We start from the raw sequence: 17,816 nt of genomic DNA, 5'->3' as shown, positions 1-17,816 counted from the left end.
CGTCTGGCGCGCCGATTTCTTAGCCGGCATAGTTAATAATGCGTAAAGAATGGGCCTGATTCAAACGGTTGAAACGATTTTCAAACTTTTAAAACGATTAATGGTTTGAGATTGTTTGGCAATTCTGTTTCACGCTGCGCACCCTCTTGCAATCAGGCAAGTGGCGCCGCCTCGGGGCGGCTCTCGTTTCGAACTGAAAACCGGTGACAGTCATGAAAGCACACGGCGTATTCAATACGGCCCAGGGATTGGAAAAGAACGGCATCGCAGGCGCGTCCGCCGTCTATTACAACCTGTCCGAGCCGCAATTGTACGAATACGCCCTGTCGCGTGGCGAAGCCGAACTGGCTGCGGGCGGCGCGCTTGTCGCGCGCACCGGCGAGCACACCGGACGCTCGGCCAAGGACAAGTTCGTTGTGCGCGACGGCCTTGTCGACGATCATGTCTGGTGGGACAATAACAAGCCGATGGCGCCCGATGCGTTCGAGCGGCTCTACACCGACATGCTCGCCGCAACCAACGGCAAGGAACTGTTCGTGCAGGACCTGACGGGCGGAGCCGACGCCGAGCACGCCATCAATGTGCGCGTGGTCACGGAAAAGGCGTGGCACTCGCTGTTCATCCGCAATCTGCTGATCCGGCCGGATCGGGCGGCGCTGAAGAACTTCGCTCCGCAGATGACGATCATCGACCTGCCCTCCTTCAAGGCCGACCCGGTCAAGCATGGCTGCCGCACCGAAACGGTGATCGCCGTCGACCTGACGCGGATGATCGTGCTGATCGGCGGGACCTCCTATGCTGGCGAGATGAAGAAATCGGTCTTCACCGCGCTGAACTATCTGCTGCCCGGCCGGGGCGTCATGCCGATGCATTGTTCGGCCAATGTCGGGCCGAACGGCGACGCCGCCGTCTTCTTCGGCCTTTCGGGCACCGGCAAGACGACGCTTTCGGCCGACCCCGAACGGACGCTGATCGGCGATGACGAGCACGGCTGGGGCCCGGACGGCATCTTCAATTTCGAAGGCGGCTGCTACGCCAAGACGATCCGTTTGAGCGCCGAGGCCGAGCCGGAGATCCATGCCACGACCCAGCGCTTCGGCACGGTTCTGGAAAACGTCATTCTCGACGCCGACCGCAAGCCCGATTTCGACAATGGCTCGCTGACAGAGAACACGCGCTGCGCCTATCCGCTGCATTTCATTCCCAATGCCAGCGACACCGGCAATGCGGGCCATCCGGCCAACATCATCATGCTGACCGCCGATGCGTTCGGCGTGATGCCGCCCATTGCCAAGCTGACCCCGGCGCAGGCCATGTATCACTTCCTGTCGGGCTACACCGCCAAGGTGGCCGGCACCGAAAAGGGCGTGACCGAGCCCGAAGCGACCTTCTCGACTTGCTTCGGCGCGCCCTTCATGCCGCGCCATCCCTCCGAATATGGCAATCTGCTGCGCGAACTGATCGCCGAGCATGGCGTCGATTGCTGGCTGGTCAACACCGGCTGGACCGGCGGCGCCTATGGCGTCGGCCAGCGCATGCCGATCAAGGCGACCCGCGCCCTGCTGCGCGCCGCGCTCGACGGTTCGCTCAACGCCGCAGAATTCCGCACCGATCCCAATTTCGGTTTCGCCGTGCCGGTCGCGGTCGCTGGCGTCCATTCGACGATCCTCGATCCGCGTTCGACCTGGGCCGACAAGGCGGCCTACGATGCGCAAGCGACCCGCCTGTCGTCCATGTTCCGCGACAATTTCGACAAGTTCGAAGGCCACGTCGATCTTGAGGTGATGGACGCGGCGCCGGTTTTTCTTGAGGCCGCCGAATAAGCGGCCACGACCTGTAGACATGATCCGATGAGGGGCGGCCGTACGCGGTCGCCCTTTTCATTTTGGCGCTTGAATGTGCATGGTGCGCGCGGAGGCCGTCATGAACCGATCCGCGCAATCGTCGCATATCCAGCTCGATTTTCAGCATCGATCCGCCGATGAGATGACGGAACGGGCCGGCGCCTTCGCCGACCTGATGACCCGCCGGCGCACGGTGCGCGACTTTTCGCCCGAACCCGTGCCCCGGTCGGTGATCGAGGACTGCCTGCGGACGGCGGCGAGCGCGCCGTCGGGCGCCAACCAGCAGCCATGGCATTTCGTTGCGATCGGCGACCCGGAGACCAAGGCCCGCATTCGTCAGGCGGCCGAAGCCGAGGAGCGCGCCTTCTATGAAGGCCGCGCCGGCGATGAATGGCTGTCGGCGCTGGCGCCGCTCGGCACGGACGCGCACAAGCCGTTTCTGGAAACCGCGCCCTGGCTCATCGTCATCTTCGCCGAACGCCATGGCATCGATGCGGCCGGCGAGCGCGTCAAGCACTATTACGTGCCCGAATCGGTCGGCATCGCCACCGGCCTTCTGATCGCCGCCCTGCACAATGCAGGCCTTGCGACGCTGACCCATACGCCGTCGCCGATGGGCTTCCTGTCGGAGATTTGCGGGCGCCCCGCGCACGAGAAGCCGGTCATCCTGCTGGTCGCCGGCCGACCCGCTGAGGGCGCGAGCGTTCCGGCCATCACCCGCAAGCCCCTCGAAGATGTCACCACATGGATCGGTGGCGATGGCCGGTGATGCGCTCCGGCTGGCGAACGGCGCGGAGCTTCCCGCCTGGACGCTGACGGAGGCCTTCATCCATGCGTCGGGCCCGGGCGGCCAGAATGTCAACAAGGTGGCGACAAGCGTGCAACTGCGCTTTCAGGCCAGGGGCTCCGGTGTCTTCACCGATGCCCAGTTTGCGCGACTGATGCGGCTGGCTGGCCGGCGCGCCACCAAGGCCGGCGAGATCGTCGTCGAGGCGAGCCGATACCGCACGCGCGAACGCAACCGGCAGGACGCGCGCGAGAGGCTCGCGGCGCTGGTCGACAAGGCGCTGCAGCCACCCCCTCCGCCGCGCCGCAAGACGCGCCCGACCCGCGGTTCGGTGGAACGGCGTCTGAAGGCCAAGGCCGGCCGTTCGGCGATCAAGAAGATGCGCGGTTCGGTGCATGACGACGAATAGCTGACCGGCGCGCCGAAGCGGCTGCCGAGCAAATGACTTGGATTTGTCATGCGACAGGTGCAATACACGTCGCGCAAACACTTCTATCGAGGGAGATGGGGAAATGGGATTTTTCGATTTTGTGAAGAGCGCCGGCAAGCGGCTCGGTTTCGGTGACGATGATGAAGCCAATGCCGAGGAACTCAAGCGCGAACTGGATTCGCACGGCCTTGGCACCGACGCGGTGCAGGTTGAGGTCAAGGGCGACACGGCGGTCATTCGCGGCGCCGTGGAGGATCAGTCGATCTTCGAAAAGGCCGTCGTCGCCGTCGGCAACACGCTCGGCATCTCGAAGGTCGAGGCGTCCGAACTCAAGGTCGTGCCGCCCGAAAGCGGTCTGAAGCTGGACGCCGGCGCCGACATGAACGCGATCATCGCCGCTGCGACCCCGGCCGCCGAGCCGAAGTTCCACACCGTGGAAAAAGGCGACACGCTGTGGGCGATCTCGGAGAAGGCCTATGGCAACGGCTCCAAATACGAGCTCATCTTCGAGGCCAACAAGCCGATGCTGACGCACCCGGACAAGATCTATCCCGGCCAGGTGCTGCGCATTCCCGACATAGCCAAGGCCTGAGACGCGCCGACCGGCAAGAAGGGCGGCCCGGCGCTGCCCTTCGTCTTGGCGCTTCATGCGTCCAATGACCCCCTTTTCGGCAACGCCATAAGCGAATAGAGAACCGGCCAGACGCCGCGCCCGCACGGGCGCCGGCGCAAAGGTGCAGCGCGGAGTGAAAGCGACGATGACCACCCTGTCGAACATGCCCAAAGTCGTCACCGTCTTCGGCGGATCCGGATTTCTCGGCCGCCATGTGACGCGGGCGCTGGCCAAGCGCGGTTACCGCGTGCGCGCCGCCGTGCGCCGGCCCGATCTGGCGTTCCATCTTCAGCCGCTCGGCGATGTCGGCCAGATTGCCGCCATCCAGGCCAATCTGCGCCACAAATGGTCGGTCGAGCGCGCCGTCGAAGGCGCCGATGCGGCGATCAATCTCGTCGGCATCCTGTTCGAGGGCGGCAAGCAGGGCTTTGACGCCGTGCAGGAATATGGCGCACGCTACGTCGCCGAAAGCTGCGACAAGGCCGGCATCCCGCTGGTCCATGTCTCGGCCATCGGCGCCGACCCGGATTCGGAGTCGCAATATGCCCGGTCCAAGGGCCGTGGCGAAGACTGGGTGCGGCAGACGCTGGGCGACAATGCGGTCATCATGCGCCCGTCCATCATCTTCGGGCCCGAAGACAATTTCTTCAACCAGTTCGCCTCCATGACGCGCTACTCGCCGTTCCTGCCGCTGATCGGCGGCGGCGAGACGAAATTCCAGCCGGTTTATGTGGGCGATGTCGCCGAGGCGATCGCGCGCGGAATCGACGGCCGGCTCAGGGGCGGCGCAACCTATGAGCTGGGCGGTCCTGAAGTGATGAGCTTCCGCAAATGCCTTGAAGAGATGCTCGAAGTCATCCAGCGCAAGCGCGCCCTTGTGAGTATTCCGTGGTGGGCGGCCTCCATGCAGGGCCGCTTTTTCCAGATGATGCCCGGCACGCCGCTCATCACCGAAGACCAGGTGCGCCTGCTGCGCACCGACAACGTCGTCTCACAAGCGGCCATCGATGATAGGCGCACGCTGGACGGCATCGGCATCGATGCGTCGACCGTCGAGGCGATCCTGCCCACCTATCTGTGGCGCTTCCGCGTGACCGGGCAGTTCCGGAACAATGTCGCCGCCGAGAAGGGCGAAGGCTGACGGACCGCCGGCCTTGACCCTCCTGCCGCCCGGCCTGGAAGGGCTTGAGGCGGCCTTTCTGATCGCCGCCAGCTACTTCACGTCCGCCATGACGGCCGCGTTCGGTATCGGCGGCGGGGTGACGCTTCTTGCCCTCATGGGACCGGTCGTTCCTGTTGCCGCGCTCATTCCCGTGCACGGCGTCGTCCAGCTCGGCTCCAATGCGGGCCGCGCCTGGCACATGCGGCGGCTTGCCGCCCCTCCCATCCTCGTGCCGTTCCTGGTCGGCAGTCTGGCCGGCGCATTTCTGGGCGCGCTGCTCGTCGTCGAATTGCCTGACACGGCGCTCAAGCTTATCCTCGGCCTGTTCGTGCTGGCCGTCACCTGGCTGAAGCTCCCGGCGCTCGCCTTCGCCTCGCCGGGTGTCATGGCCATTGGCGGCCTTGCCAGCACGTTTGCCACCATGTTCGTCGGTGCCACCGGGCCGCTGGTCAACGCCCTGTTCGCGCGTTCGTTCGCCGATCGCGGAAAGCTGGTCGCCAATGCCGCGCTCGCCATGAGTTTTCAGCACGGGCTGAAGGTGGCCGCGTTCGGCGCATTGGGCTTTGCGTTCTGGAAATGGGTGCCGGTGATCGCGGCGATGATCGCCACCGGCTATCTGGGTACGATCACCGGCGCGCGCATCCTGTCGGTGGTTCCGGAGCGTGTCTTTCGGCGCGTCTTCAAGCTTCTGTTGACCCTTCTGGCGCTCGACCTGATCCGCCGCGCGCTGCTGTGACCGTCAGCCCAGCAGCCACAGGCCCACCAGCCCCGCCGAACCGACGATGATCCGCCACCAGGCAAACAGGCCGAAGCCGTAGCGCGAGACATAGTCCAGCAGCATTCGCACGACGATGACGGCGACGATGAACGAGGTGATGAAACCGGTGGCGATGATCACCGCATCGTCCATCGTCAAAAGCGCGCGGTTCTGGAACAGGTCATAGGCGAACGCGCCCGCCATCGTGGGCATGGCGAGGAAGAAGGAAAACTCCGCCGCCGAGCGCTTGTCGGTGCCCATCAGCAATGCGCCGACGATCGTCGCGCCCGAGCGCGAAGTGCCCGGTACCATCGCCAGCACCTGAAACAGGCCGATCTTCAGGCAAAGCGATGGCGGATAGTCCATCACATCGGTATATCTGGGTTTCAGCGGCAGCCGGTCGATCCACAGCAGGATGAACCCGCCGACGATGAGCACGATGCAGATCGTCATCGGCGATTCAAACAGGACGGTCTTGATGAAGCCGTGCGCCAGCACGCCGACCACGACCGCCGGCAGGAATGCCAGAAGGATGCCCAGAACAAACCTTTGTGTTTGCGGGTCCGATGGCAGGCGCGTGGCCATTTGCCACAGCCGCGCCGCATAGACGCTGACGATCGCGCCGATTGCGCCCAGCTGGATCAGCACCTCGAACGTCTTGCCGGTGGATTCAAAGCCCAGAAAGTGTCCCGCAAGCAGCAGATGTCCGGTGGACGAGACCGGTATGAATTCGGTCAGCCCTTCAAGAACGCCCAGAAGGGCGGCTGCAACGATTGTCTGGTCCGTCATGGAGGCTTTCTGCGGCGATCGTGTGAAGCGGGTCGTGCCGGCCTATACACCGATTGCGGTTAAAAAAACCCCGTCCGACGGCGTTTTTTCCGCCATTGTTGACGCCGCTTCGCAAATGCATGTCGCTTGACGGAAACCCGCCGGGGTCGCCACGGCGTTTGATGAGGTCGCAGAAACGAAAATTTTTGTAAGCGCTTTGACAAGCGTGCTGCCGTGTCCGAAGTTAGGGCACGCAATGCTACAACCCCGGGAGGCATGTATGGCATTTTTCAAACGCAACGGCGAGCGTATGCCCGAGCACATCGAGAAGCTGGCCGCGGACACCAAGGCCGGCAAGATGGATCGGCGCGAATTCCTCGCCCTGGCAACGACGTTCGGCGCCACCACCGCCGCCGCCTATTCGATGATCGGCATCGCAGCGCCGGGAAGGGCGTTGGCGCAGGAAGCCAAGAAAGGCGGCGTGCTGACCATCGCCATGGACGTGCGCGAACTGAAGGATCCGCGCACCTTTGACTGGTCGCAAATGGGCAATCTGGGCCGTCAGTTCCTTGAGCCGCTGGTCAAATACACCGTCGACTTCACCTTCGAGCCGATGCTGCTCGAAAGCTGGGAGATCAACGACGACGCCACCGAATACACGCTGCGCGTGCGGCAGGGCGTCAAGTGGAACAATGGCGACGACTTCAACGCCGACGACGTTATCTTCAACATCGAGCGCTGGTGCGAACGCGACGTCGAGGGCAATTCGATGGCCGCGCGCTTTGCGGCGATCATCGACGACGAGACCGGCAAGGCCGCCGAGGGCGCAATCGTCCGGGTCGACGATTTCACCGTCAAGCTGATGCTGCCGCAGCCGGACATTACGCTGATCGCCGGCATGGCCGATTATCCGGCCTTGGTCGTTCACCCCTCCTATGCGGACACGGGCGAACTGGTCGACAATCCGATCGGCACCGGTCCGTTCGAACTGGTCTCGTTCTCGATCGGCGACCGTGCCGAGTACAAGCGCCGCGAGGACGGTGCCTGGTGGGGCGGCGAGGCGCATCTCGACGAGGTGGTCTTCGTCGACTACGGCACCGACCAGTCGGCCCAGGTCTCCGCGTTCGAGTCGGGCGAGGTACAGGCCAACTACGAGGTGACCGGCGACTTCGTCGACATTTTCGAGGGCCTTGGTCTGACCAAGAACGAAGCCGTCACCGGCGCGACCGTTGTCGTCCGCACCAACGTCAACAACCCGCCCTATGACGATCAGCGCGTGCGTCAGGCGCTCCAGCTCGCCGTCGACAACAATGTCGTTCTGCAGCTTGGCATTGCCGGTCAGGGCACGGTGGCCGAGAACCACCACGTGGCACCGATCCACCCCGAATATGCCGAACTGCCGCCGATCAGCCGCGACATCGACGCCGCAAAGGCGCTGATGGAAGAAGCCGGCCAGATGGATTTCGAGCATGAGATCATCTCGATCGACGACGACTACCGCAAGAACACCACCGATGCGGTGGCGGCCCAGCTTCGCGAGGCCGGGTTCAAGGTCAAGCGCACGGTGCTCCCCGGCTCGACCTTCTGGAACGACTGGACGAAATATCCCTACTCGTCCACCAACTGGAACCACCGCCCGCTCGGCGTGCAGATCCTTGCGCTCGCCTACCGGTCCGGCGAAGCCTGGAACGAAGCCGGCTATTCGAACCCGGAGTTCGACGAGAAGCTGACCCAGGCCCTGGCGATCGCCGACGCCGACCAGCGGCGTGAACTGATGGTCGATATCCAGCGGATGCTGCAGGAATCGGGCATTATCATCCAGCCCTACTGGCGTTCGCTGTTCAACTTCAACGACGCAACCGTCCAGAACTACTACCAGCATCCGACCTACGAGCTGGATCTGGCCGATGTCTGGCTCGACACCTGACGGGGCCTGAAACCAGGGCGCAGCCGGAACCGGCTGCGCCTTTTCGCTACAGGGGCAAGGCGGCCGCAAGAAGCCGTCTGCACGTCTCGCGCCATCGCGCGTCTTGGGGAGAAGCAGCTTGATCTCGTTCTTTGTCCGGCGTCTGGGAATCATGGCCTTGACCATGCTCTGCCTGACACTCGTCGTGTTTTTCCTCGTCAATCTCGAACCCAATCTGCGCAAGCTGTCCATCAGCCAGACCAACATGCGCGCCTCCGATGCGCAGATCGAAAGCTGGCTTGTGCGCAACGGCTATCGCGACAATTTCTTCGTCCGCTACGGCCAGTGGCTGGGCGTCGTCCAGAAGCAACCCCTCGTCGATCCTGAAACCGGCGAGGCGACACCGCGCTTCCGCTTTTGCGACGAGCCGGCCGAGGCGCGCTTTTCCGGCGTCATCCAGGGCGATTTCGGCTGTTCGACACGCTTCAAGGTGCCGGTTTCCGAACGCCTTGTGCCAGCCCTTCAGGCCACCGGCTGGCTGATGTTCTATGTCATGCTCGTCATGGTGCCCGGAGCGCTACTCGTCGGCATTTTTGCCGGCATGCGCGAAGGGTCACGAACCGACCGAAGTCTGTCGGTGGCTTCGATCGCATCGACGGCGACGCCCGAGTATGTGTCCGGCGTCATCTTCACCGTCATATTCGCGTCCTGGCTCGGCATATTGAACGGGTCGGCCGCGACCGCGACGCGCGAGGGCATCACCTTTTCCAACTTTACCCTGCCGGTCATGACCATGGCGATCTACGGCATGGGCTACATTGCCCGCATGACGCGCGCGTCGATGGCCGAGGTGATGACCGCGCAATATATCCGCACGGCGCGCCTGAAAGGGCTGACCTTCTCATCGGTCGTCATCAAGCATGCGCTGCGCAACGCGCTGATCGCGCCCTTCACCGTGATCATGCCGCAGTTCCCGTGGCTTTTGACCGGCGTCGTCATCGTCGAGGCGATGTTCCGGTATCAGGGCTTTGGCTTCACGCTGGTCGAAGCAGCGTCGAACAACGATATCGACCTGCTGCTCGCCTGCGCGCTCGTTTCCGTCGTCGTCGTTCTGGTCACCCAGCTGCTCAGCGACGTCGGCTACGCCTTCCTCAATCCGCGCATCCGCGTCTCGTGAGCGCATAGGGGGCGCACAATGGAAACTCTGTCCACATTCGAAATCGTCATCCAGATCATCTGGCGTTTCTGGCCGGTCTGGGCCGCGATGATCATCATCGGCACCCTGAGCTACATGTATCGGGACCGGCTCGGCCTTTACGGCCAGCTCTATGATGGCGGCGTCGGGATCGCCGGCCTGGTCTTTATCGGCTTCTGGCTGTTCTCGGCGCTGTTCGCGTCGATCATCGCGCCGTTCGACCCGATCGGGGTGGTGCCGATCCTCAAGAACGCGGTGCCCGGCACCATCGACCCTGAATCCGGCAATGCGTTCCTGCTGGGCGGCGACAAGCTGGCCCGCGACGTGTTCAGCCGCATGGTGTACGGTTCCCAGATTGTTCTGATCATCGCGCCGGCCGCCACCGCCTTCGCATTGATGGTCGGCATCACGCTGGGCCTGCCGGCGGGCTATTACGGCGGACAGGTCGACAACGTCCTGTCGTTCATCGCCAACCTGGTTCTGGCCTTCCCGGTGATCCTTCTGTTCTATCTGCTGGTCACGCCGGGCATCACCGAGACGCCGATCCCCTACACGCTGGCCGGCCTGTTCTTCATCTTCCCGGTCATCTTCTTCGTCACGCTCTTCTACACGCGCTATCAGGCGCGTCCGCAATTCATGTGGCCTGCAATCGCAGTGACCATAGTCCTGGGCACATGGATCTGGATCTCGCTCGTTTCCAACGATTTCATCGTTCAGGCGCTGCGCAACAACGGGCTTGGCTTTGTCGGGGCGTTTTTCGACCTGCCGGTCTTCAAGATCATCTCGATCGAACCGGGCCAGCTCAACATCTTCGTCGCCGTCGTCTTCGCATCGTCACCCGGCGTGTTCCGCATCACGCGGGGTCTCGTCATGGACATCAAGACGCGCGACTATGTCGCCGCCGCCCAGACGCGCGGCGAAAGCCCCTGGTACATCATGCTGTGGGAAGTGCTGCCCAACGCACGCGGCCCGCTGATCGTCGATGCCTGTCTGCGCATCGGCTACACGACGATCCTGCTGGGCACGCTGGGCTATTTCGGGCTCGGCATGCCGCCCGAAAGCCCCGACTGGGGCACGGCCATCAAGGACGGCTCGCAGCTCCTGCGGCTCTACGTCTGGCCGGCGCTGGTGCCCGCCGTCGCGCTGATGAGCTTCGTGCTCGGCCTCAATCTTCTCGCCGACGCGCTGCGTGAAGAATCGCTGAAAGACTGAGGGAGGGAACAATGTCAGCCAACACTGAAATCACTCCCGCAACCGGCGGCGTTCCGGCGCCCGCCACCGACCAGACCCCGATCCTCGAGATCGAGAACCTGCACATCTCGTTCTACACCCGTGCCGGCGAAATTCCCGCCGTCATGGACTATTCGTGCAAGGTCATGCCGGGCGAGGCGCTCGGCATTGTCGGCGAATCGGGCTGCGGCAAGTCGACGGTCGCGCTCGGCATCATGCGCGACATGGGCAACCGCGGACACATCAAGTCCGGCACGATCCGCTTCAAGGGCCGTGACATGGGCGAGATGAGCGATGCTGAACTGCGCGACCTGCGCGGATCGAAGATCGCCATGATCTACCAGGAGCCGATGGCGTCGCTCAATCCGGCGATGAAGATCGGCCAGCAGCTTATGGAAGTGCCGATCGTCCATGAGGGCGTTTCCAAGCAGCAGGCCTATGACCGCTCCATCGAGATGCTCGAAGCGGTGCGCCTGCCCGATCCCAAGCGTGTGATGAGCTCCTATCCGCACCAGATTTCCGGCGGCCAGCAGCAGCGTGTCGTCATCGCCATGGCACTCCTGTCCAACCCCGAACTTCTGCTTCTGGACGAACCGACCACCGCGCTCGACGTGACGGTCGAGGCCGGCATCGTCGAGCTGGTCAAGGATCTGGGCAAGAAATACGGCATGTCGATGCTGTTCATCTCGCACAATCTGGGCCTGATCCTGGAGACCTGCGACCGCATCTCGGTGATGTATTCGGGCGAGGCCGTGGAGACGGGCGACGTCGCCGATGTGTTCGACCGGATGCGCCACCCCTATACGCAGGGCCTGTTCCGATCGATCCCTTTGCCCGGCGCGGACAAGAATTCGCGCCCGCTGATCGCCATTCCCGGCCAGCTGCCACTGCCGCACGAGCGACCCCATGGCTGCAATTTCGGCCCGCGCTGCCATCACTTCGTGGAAGGCGAGTGCGATGCCGGTCCGATCTCGATGATTCCGGTCAAGGGTCATCACGATCACAACAGCCGGTGTGTCCGGTTCGACGAGATCGACTGGAAGGCGATGCCCGACGGCATCGCGCAGAACGATCCGGTCGAGCCCGGCGCGCCCGTGCTGCAGATCGACAATTTGAAGAAATATTACGACGTGGCCGCCAACGCGATCTTCGGCGGCGGCGAGACCCGGACCGTCAAGGCCAACGAGACGATCTCGTTCACCGCGCGGGAGGCGGAAACCGTCGCCATCGTCGGCGAGTCGGGTTGCGGAAAGTCGACGCTCGCCAAGGTTCTGCTCGGGCTTGAAACGGCAACCGAAGGCACCGTGACGCTCGGCAACCGGGAGATCCAGGGCATCGAGGTCGAGAACCGCGGCGCCGATCTGGTCTCCTCGATCCAGATGGTCTTCCAGAACCCGTTCGACACGCTCAATCCCAGCCACTCGGTCGGCAGCCAGATCATCCGCACGCTCGAAAAGTTCAATTTCGGCAACTCGACCGAGGAGCGGCGCGAGCGCATGCTGGAACTGCTCGATCTGGTCAAGCTGCCGCGCGCCTTCGAAACGCGGATGCCGCGTCAGCTTTCCGGCGGCCAGAAACAGCGCATCGGCGTTGCCCGCGCCTTTGCCGGCGGGCCGAAGGTTGTCGTCGCCGACGAGCCGGTATCGGCGCTCGACGTGTCGGTCCAGGCGGCCGTCACAGAGCTCTTGATGGACATTCAGCGCGAGTCGCGCACCACCATGCTGTTCATCAGCCACGACCTGTCCGTCGTGCGTTACATCGCCGACCGCGTGGTGGTGATGTATCTCGGTCACATCGTCGAGCAGGGCACGACCGACCAGATCTTTTCGCCGCCCTACCATCCCTATACCGAGGCGCTCTTGTCGGCCATTCCGATCGCCGACACGTCGGTCCAGAAGAAGCACATCGTTCTGGACGGCGACATTCCCTCGGCGCTCAATCCGCCTCCGGGCTGCCCGTTCCAGACGCGCTGCCGCTGGAAGGAGCGCGTCTCCGGCAACAAGTGCGAAACCGAAGTGCCGGGTTACGTGGAATGGGGCGAAGGCCACTTCATGAAATGCCACCTGTCCCGCGACGAACTTGAGTCCATGGAGCCGGTGATTTCTTTCGAGGCAAAGGAGGACTCGGTCGAGGACGCCTCCAAGATCGTCGATCTGGACGCGGTCAAGAAGGCGCCCGTGCAGAAGAAGGCCGATGCCAGGCGCGACAAGGCCGTCGCCGCCGTCGCGGATACCGGCGACACGGGGTCGGCAAAGACCAAAGCGACCAAGAAGACCAAGCGAGCGAAAGCCGAGGCGGCCAAGTCCAGGGGCGGCAAGTCCAGGGGCGGCAAGTCTTCGCTCGATGATCCCGACCGTCCGTCATCCATGGAACGTCCGGACGTGCCCGACGATCTCAAGCAGATCTCCGGGGTCGGCCCGAAGCTTGAAGGCACGCTGAACGGGCTCGGCATCTACACGTTCGAGCAGGTCGCGGCCTGGAAGAAGCCTCAGCGTGACTGGGTCGACAGCTATCTGAGCTTCAAGGGACGGATCGACCGGGACGGCTGGGTCAAGCAGGCCAAGGCGCTGGCCAGAAAGAAGACCGGGGGCTGACGGCGATGGGGGCGGCGGTTGCCGATACCGCTGCGTTGCCGGGCGAGCCGGTTGCCGTCCACGAAACGTTTGCCCTGTTTCACCGGACGCAGACCGTGCCCGGCGCCCTGCCTGGACCCGTGTTGAAACAGGCGCGGCGTTGCCTCATTGATCTCGTCGGCGTTGCCGCCGCCGGCAGCCGCACTGAACTCGCTGTCCTGATTGCCGCCCATGCCGCCACCCAGTTCGGGGCCGGCACCAATCCCGCCACGATCCTCTTCGACGCCGGCGCGCGCAAGGCTTCACCGGCCGGTGCAGCGTTGGCCGGCGGCATGACCATTGACGCGATCGACGCTCATGACGGTCACCCGCTGACCAAGGGACACGCCGGTTGCGGGCTTTTCCCCGCGCTTCTGGCAATCGCCGAGACCGAAGCGCCGGACATGCCGCTGGACGAATTTCTGGCTCATCTGACGATCGGCTATGAGATCGCCATCCGCTGCGGCATCGCCCTGCATGCGACGGCGCCCGATTACCACACCTCCGGCGCCTGGGTCGCAGTGGGCGTGGCATTGTCGGGGGCGCTGATGACCGGCGCGAACTCCGAGATCGTGCGCCATGCGGCGGGGATCGCCGAGTATCACGGCCCGCGCAGCCAGATGATGCGCTGCATCGATCATCCGACCATGCTCAAGGACGGGTCCGGGTGGGGTGCGATGGCCGGGGTTTCGGCGCTGATGCTCGCCCGGTCCGGGTTCACCGGCGCGCCGGCGCTGACGGTGGAAGAAGCCGCCGTCACCGGCATCTGGTCCGATCTCGGCACGCGCTGGCGCATCATGGAGCAGTACTTGAAGCCCTGGCCGGTATGCCGCTGGGCGCAGCCGGCCGTCGAGGCGGCCCTCGACCTGCGGTCTGCACACGGTGTGGCGTCCGACACGATCGGGCGCGTCCGCGTGCGCTCCTTTCACGAAGCGATCCGCCTTGCCACGGCGCGGCCGGCCGATACGGAACAGGCGCAGTACGCGCTGCCGTTTCCGGTGGCCGCCGCCCTCGTGCACGGTCGCCTCGGCGTCGCGCAGATCAGCGGCGAAGGATTGCGGGACGCGACCGTTCTCGATCTGGCGGAGCGGGTCGAACTGTCGGAAAGCGCCGCCTTCAACGACCTTTTCCCGGCCGAGCGCTGGGCGGAGGTGGAGCTTGAACTGACCGGCGGACGCGTGCTGGCATCAAAGCCGCTGACCGCGCGGGGCGATGCCGACGCGCCGCTTTCCGACGCCGAGATTTCTTCGAAGTTCCACGCCCTGATGGACGAGGCCGGCTATGGCGATCGCGCTACCCGGATCGAGGACATGATGATGGCCGGCGCCGCCACACCGGCCACGGTCAGCGATCTGGTCGCCTGCTGTTCGGCTTCATCCTGACTTTCGTCTCCAGAACGTCGCTCCACTCCGGATGGCGCTTGAACTGCGCCGCCGCAAACGGGCACAGCGGAATGATCCTCGTGCCCGATGCACGCGCGTCCGCGATCAGCGTCTCGACCAGACGGACACCGGTTCCAGTGCCCCGAAAAGCGTCCGGCACCTCGGTATGGTCGATGATGATCAGCGTGTCGCTGGCCTGAGAAAACGTCATCTCCGCCGTCACGCCGCCCGGCGCCTCGATGAAGTAGCGGCCCTTGGGCCCATCCTTTTCGACCGTGATGGGCAGCATACGGGGGTCGACAAGCGCGCCGCGTGCCGCATTGAGCCATGCGATGATGCGCTGGGTTTCTTCCTCTGTGATCTCCGCGCCGCCACGGTTCCAGAAGACATCGGTCTTCGCGCCGGCCGTGTCCAGCGCATCGGCGAGCGCGCCGATGGCCGCCGGTGGCGTCTCGGGATCGGTCGCTCCGGCGGTGATCAGCACGGCGCGACCCTCGATCCCGTCCGGCGCGATGGTGTCGGTTGGCGCGAGCGGGTGCAGCAGCGCCACCGGACCGTCCGGCACGGACGGCGCAAACCACGCGATGACCATGTCGGCCTCCCGGCCGTGGGCGATGATGATCGCACGGTCTGCGGCGTCGCGGCCAACCGATTCCGCGATCCAGCTAGTCAGGCCGGCAGCTTCGGCGATGGCATCCGGAGGTGCGGTTCGCACGATGACGTCTCTCGCATCGAGCAGTGTCGCCGCAATTGTCTGGAACAGGGCCTGCGCATCTGCGGCCCCACCGACCATGAGCACCGGCGTCGGCGGCGCGCCTTGTTCCCCGTCGCTCATGTCAAATGCCCCAGCGGCAGCTTGGCCGGTCCCTTGNTCGTTCAGCGCCTCCACATCGGTCACAACGACCTGGAGCATGAAGTCGAAATCGCCCGTCAGCGACCAGCAGGCGACGACTTCGTCGAGCCGCCCGACCATGGCGATGAACCGTTCAGGGGTATCGTCCGCATGGCTGCCAAGGCGCACCTGCACGAACACCTCCACCTCCAGCCCCAGCGCGCGCCGGTCGAGTCGCGCGACGATGGCGCGGATGGCGCCGCTTTCGGTCAGCCGGTCGAACCGCCGGGCGCATGGCGTCGCCGACAAGCCGACATCGGCGGCCAGATCGGTGATCGTCCGGCGGCCGTCGCGTTGCAGCACGTCGAGCATCGCCACCTCGAATGGATCGAGTGAAATCATCTCGAAATTCCCTCAAATTGGGAGAAAGTCACCGAATTCCTTGCATGGGCGGGTCGATTAAGTCAATTCGCCGTCGCTGCCGCTGGTAGAATAGGGCGTAAACCCTCGAGGAGGCCGCCATGTCCGTGACCGTATCGCAATATGCCGCCGAATGCGCCGCCCAGGGCATGCGGGGCGACTATACCCGCTGCCGCGCCGATTTCACCGTGCCGCAGGACTACGGCGTCTATTCCGAAGCCGACCAGGCGGTGTGGCGCACGCTGTGCGACCGGCAGACGAAGCTGACCGAGCGCCATGCGCACCATTCCTATCTCGACGGTGTCGCCGCGCTCGGCCTCATCGACCGCGTGCCGGACTTTGAGACGGTCAGCGCGAAGCTTTCGGCAATGACCGGCTGGACGCTGGTCGCCGTGCCGGGCCTCATCCCCGCCGAACCCTTTTTCGATCATCTCGCCAATCGTCGCTTTCCGGTGACCAACTGGCTGCGGTCGATGGACGAACTCGACTACATCGTCGAACCGGACATGTTTCACGATTTCTTCGGCCACGTGCCGATCCTGACCCAGCCCGATTTCGCCGACTTCATGCAGCGTTATGGCGAAAAGGCGCTGGAGCTGATCCCGCTGGGCGGCGACCGCATGGTCACGCGGCTTTATTGGTACACCGCAGAGTTCGGTCTGATCCGCGAGCCGGGTCAGGATCTGAAAGTGTTCGGCGCCGGCCTGATGTCGTCCTTTTCCGAGCTGCAGTTCGCCGCCGAAAGCGGCAAGGCCAACCGCGTGCCGATGGACATCGAGACGATCATGCGCACCGGCTACGAGATCGATGCCTTCCAGCGCGCCTATTTCGTCCTGCCATCGTTCGAGGCGCTCAACCGCCAGATGGCCGAAAGCGACCTTGCCGCCATCGTCAGGCGTTACAAGGATGACGCGCCGCTCGATCCGGCGGCTCTGCCGGCACGCAAGGCGGCCGCCTAGGCCAGAACGAGCACGATCACGCCGGCGGCGACCAGCGCGCAGCCGGCGATTTCCGCCCGGTTCACCGGTTCGCGGAAGATCAGAACCGTCGTTGCATAGGCAAACAGCATTTCGATCTGCGCGAGCGCCTTGACTGCGCCCGCCTGCTGCAGCGTCATCGCCGAAAACCAGCCGAACGAGGCCAGTGCGCCGGCCAGTCCCGCCAGCGTACCGACCCGCCAGGCGTCGGCGATGCGGCGCAGTTCCGCCCGGTCGCGGACGAGCATCCAGACAAGGATGACGGCGGTCTGGATGGTGATCGCCACGCACAGCGTCAGCCCCGCCTGCACCAGAAAGTTCGGACCGGCAAGACTGAGCGAGGCGGCGCGAAAGGCAACCGCCGCAAGTCCGAAGAACGTGCCCGAGGCGAGGCCGATCAGGGCCGTCGGCGAGGCCAGAAGCGCCAGCGGCGACCGGCTGCGCGCCATCTCGCCGACGGGCTGCCGCGCAAAGGTCAGCGCGATCACGCCGCCGACCGAAATGGCCACTGCGATCAGAACCGACGCCGGCGCGCGTTCACCGAGAAGGACGAGCCCGAAGATGACCGCCTGCACCGGCTCGGTCCTCGAATAGGCCGAGCCGACGGCGAAACTGCGCCGGGTGAACATGATGACGAGCAGCGCCTGCGCGAAGATCTGCGCGAACGCCCCGACCGTGACCCAGAGCCAGAAGGCGGGTTTCGTCTCCGGAAGCGCGCTTGCGGTCAGCCACAGGGCGAGGGCGAGTAGCGCGAACGCGACCGGCAGGCCGAAGCCGAAACGCACGAAGGTCGCCCCCGTCGTGCCCATCTGCATGCGCAGATGGCGCTGCAGCCCCGAGCGAAGGTTCTGCACGAAGGCTGCGGCGATCGTGATCGGTATCCAGAGTTCCATGGGTCCCC

15 protein-coding genes and 1 pseudogene are annotated in these 17,816 nt (G+C 64.4%); 12 read left to right on the top strand and 4 right to left on the bottom strand.

Annotated features, from left to right (window positions below; translation table 11 throughout):
• The first annotated feature begins 212 nt into the window (after positions 1-212).
• From DEM25_RS04835 to DEM25_RS04810, 6 genes are all read left to right on the top strand, one after another.
• A complete protein-coding gene (locus DEM25_RS04835) occupies positions 213-1,823 on the top strand; it encodes a phosphoenolpyruvate carboxykinase (RefSeq protein ID WP_109766945.1) in 1,611 nt (536 codons plus the stop codon).
• 100 nt (positions 1,824-1,923) lie between these two features.
• Complete coding sequence (locus DEM25_RS04830; RefSeq protein ID WP_109767037.1) at positions 1,924-2,613, top strand: nitroreductase family protein; 690 nt, start codon at positions 1,924-1,926, stop codon at positions 2,611-2,613.
• The gene (gene arfB, locus DEM25_RS04825) at positions 2,603-3,040 is read left to right on the top strand and encodes an alternative ribosome rescue aminoacyl-tRNA hydrolase ArfB (protein ID WP_109766944.1); all 438 of its coding nucleotides are present in this window, start codon (positions 2,603-2,605) and stop codon (positions 3,038-3,040) included. Before DEM25_RS04830 ends, arfB begins: the two co-directional genes overlap by 11 nt.
• A 103-nt stretch (positions 3,041-3,143) precedes the next feature.
• Positions 3,144-3,653, top strand: coding sequence for a peptidoglycan-binding protein LysM (lysM, locus tag DEM25_RS04820; RefSeq protein WP_109766943.1), 510 nt, complete (start codon positions 3,144-3,146; stop codon positions 3,651-3,653).
• A 166-nt stretch (positions 3,654-3,819) separates the two neighbouring features.
• Positions 3,820-4,815, top strand: a complete 996-nt coding sequence (locus DEM25_RS04815) for a complex I NDUFA9 subunit family protein (protein WP_109766942.1) — start codon at positions 3,820-3,822, stop codon at positions 4,813-4,815.
• A gap of 13 nt (positions 4,816-4,828) precedes the next feature.
• On the top strand, positions 4,829-5,572 hold the full coding sequence (locus DEM25_RS04810; protein WP_245412762.1) for a sulfite exporter TauE/SafE family protein: 744 nt from the start codon (positions 4,829-4,831) through the stop codon (positions 5,570-5,572).
• A gap of 3 nt (positions 5,573-5,575) precedes the next feature.
• On the opposite strand, the gene DEM25_RS04805 is transcribed toward DEM25_RS04810, so the two are convergent.
• Positions 5,576-6,382, bottom strand: coding sequence for an undecaprenyl-diphosphate phosphatase (locus DEM25_RS04805; RefSeq protein ID WP_109766940.1), 807 nt, complete (start codon positions 6,380-6,382; stop codon positions 5,576-5,578).
• A gap of 259 nt (positions 6,383-6,641) precedes the next feature.
• Between DEM25_RS04805 and DEM25_RS04800 the strand changes: the two genes are divergently transcribed.
• From DEM25_RS04800 to DEM25_RS04780, 5 genes are all read left to right on the top strand, one after another.
• The gene (locus tag DEM25_RS04800) at positions 6,642-8,288 is read left to right on the top strand and encodes an ABC transporter substrate-binding protein (RefSeq protein ID WP_109766939.1); all 1,647 of its coding nucleotides are present in this window, start codon (positions 6,642-6,644) and stop codon (positions 8,286-8,288) included.
• Positions 8,289-8,439: 151 nt separating this feature from the next.
• Positions 8,440-9,444, top strand: a complete 1,005-nt coding sequence (locus tag DEM25_RS04795) for an ABC transporter permease (protein WP_196780316.1) — start codon at positions 8,440-8,442, stop codon at positions 9,442-9,444.
• An 18-nt stretch (positions 9,445-9,462) separates the two neighbouring features.
• Entirely contained in the window at positions 9,463-10,674 is a 1,212-nt protein-coding gene (locus DEM25_RS04790; RefSeq protein ID WP_109766937.1) for an ABC transporter permease, read from the top strand.
• Between the two features lie 11 nt (positions 10,675-10,685).
• Positions 10,686-13,286, top strand: a complete 2,601-nt coding sequence (locus DEM25_RS04785; protein WP_109766936.1) for a dipeptide ABC transporter ATP-binding protein — start codon at positions 10,686-10,688, stop codon at positions 13,284-13,286.
• A gap of 5 nt (positions 13,287-13,291) precedes the next feature.
• The gene (locus DEM25_RS04780) at positions 13,292-14,686 is read left to right on the top strand and encodes an MmgE/PrpD family protein (protein ID WP_109766935.1); all 1,395 of its coding nucleotides are present in this window, start codon (positions 13,292-13,294) and stop codon (positions 14,684-14,686) included.
• Here DEM25_RS04780 and DEM25_RS18075 read toward each other — a convergent pair.
• Together DEM25_RS18075 and DEM25_RS18070 are read right to left on the bottom strand one after the other, a co-directional pair.
• Entirely contained in the window at positions 14,649-14,975 is a 327-nt protein-coding gene (locus DEM25_RS18075; RefSeq protein WP_109767036.1) for a GNAT family N-acetyltransferase, read from the bottom strand. The two genes, DEM25_RS04780 and DEM25_RS18075, sit on opposite strands and share 38 nt — an antisense overlap.
• A 597-nt stretch (positions 14,976-15,572) precedes the next feature.
• Positions 15,573-15,920: pseudogene (locus DEM25_RS18070) on the bottom strand (Lrp/AsnC family transcriptional regulator); the annotation flags it as partial.
• A 119-nt stretch (positions 15,921-16,039) separates the two neighbouring features.
• Between DEM25_RS18070 and phhA the strand changes: the two are divergent.
• Positions 16,040-16,897 (top strand): phenylalanine 4-monooxygenase, encoded by an 858-nt coding sequence (gene phhA / locus DEM25_RS04770; protein ID WP_109766933.1) that lies wholly within the window; start codon positions 16,040-16,042, stop codon positions 16,895-16,897.
• Here the strand turns inward: phhA and DEM25_RS04765 are convergent.
• A complete protein-coding gene (locus tag DEM25_RS04765; RefSeq protein ID WP_109766932.1) occupies positions 16,894-17,808 on the bottom strand; it encodes an EamA family transporter in 915 nt (304 codons plus the stop codon). The two genes, phhA and DEM25_RS04765, sit on opposite strands and share 4 nt — an antisense overlap.
• Positions 17,809-17,816: the final 8 nt, after the last annotated feature.

Origin of the sequence: Oceaniradius stylonematis (genome assembly GCF_003149475.2) — a bacterium.
GTDB lineage: Bacteria > Pseudomonadota > Alphaproteobacteria > Rhizobiales > Rhizobiaceae > Roseitalea > Roseitalea stylonematis.
Note: the sequence above shows the minus strand (reverse complement) of the source record. Positions and strands in the feature narration are given on the sequence as shown.

What these genes read in the sequence shown, in the direction of transcription:
- DEM25_RS04835 (WP_109766945.1), top strand. Translation starts at nt 213, where the DNA reads ATGAAAGCACACGGCGTATTCAATACGGCCCAGGGATTGGAAAAGAAC.
- DEM25_RS04830 (WP_109767037.1), top strand. Translation starts at nt 1,924, where the DNA reads ATGAACCGATCCGCGCAATCGTCGCATATCCAGCTCGATTTTCAGCAT.
- arfB (WP_109766944.1), top strand. Translation starts at nt 2,603, where the DNA reads ATGGCCGGTGATGCGCTCCGGCTGGCGAACGGCGCGGAGCTTCCCGCC.
- lysM (WP_109766943.1), top strand. Translation starts at nt 3,144, where the DNA reads ATGGGATTTTTCGATTTTGTGAAGAGCGCCGGCAAGCGGCTCGGTTTC.
- DEM25_RS04815 (WP_109766942.1), top strand. Translation starts at nt 3,820, where the DNA reads ATGACCACCCTGTCGAACATGCCCAAAGTCGTCACCGTCTTCGGCGGA.
- DEM25_RS04805 (WP_109766940.1), bottom strand. Translation starts at nt 6,382, where the DNA reads ATGACGGACCAGACAATCGTTGCAGCCGCCCTTCTGGGCGTTCTTGAA.
- DEM25_RS04800 (WP_109766939.1), top strand. Translation starts at nt 6,642, where the DNA reads ATGGCATTTTTCAAACGCAACGGCGAGCGTATGCCCGAGCACATCGAG.
- DEM25_RS04795 (WP_196780316.1), top strand. Translation starts at nt 8,440, where the DNA reads ATGGCCTTGACCATGCTCTGCCTGACACTCGTCGTGTTTTTCCTCGTC.
- DEM25_RS04790 (WP_109766937.1), top strand. Translation starts at nt 9,463, where the DNA reads ATGGAAACTCTGTCCACATTCGAAATCGTCATCCAGATCATCTGGCGT.
- DEM25_RS04785 (WP_109766936.1), top strand. Translation starts at nt 10,686, where the DNA reads ATGTCAGCCAACACTGAAATCACTCCCGCAACCGGCGGCGTTCCGGCG.
- DEM25_RS04780 (WP_109766935.1), top strand. Translation starts at nt 13,292, where the DNA reads ATGGGGGCGGCGGTTGCCGATACCGCTGCGTTGCCGGGCGAGCCGGTT.
- DEM25_RS18075 (WP_109767036.1), bottom strand. Translation starts at nt 14,975, where the DNA reads ATGCTGCCCATCACGGTCGAAAAGGATGGGCCCAAGGGCCGCTACTTC.
- phhA (WP_109766933.1), top strand. Translation starts at nt 16,040, where the DNA reads ATGTCCGTGACCGTATCGCAATATGCCGCCGAATGCGCCGCCCAGGGC.
- DEM25_RS04765 (WP_109766932.1), bottom strand. Translation starts at nt 17,808, where the DNA reads ATGGAACTCTGGATACCGATCACGATCGCCGCAGCCTTCGTGCAGAAC.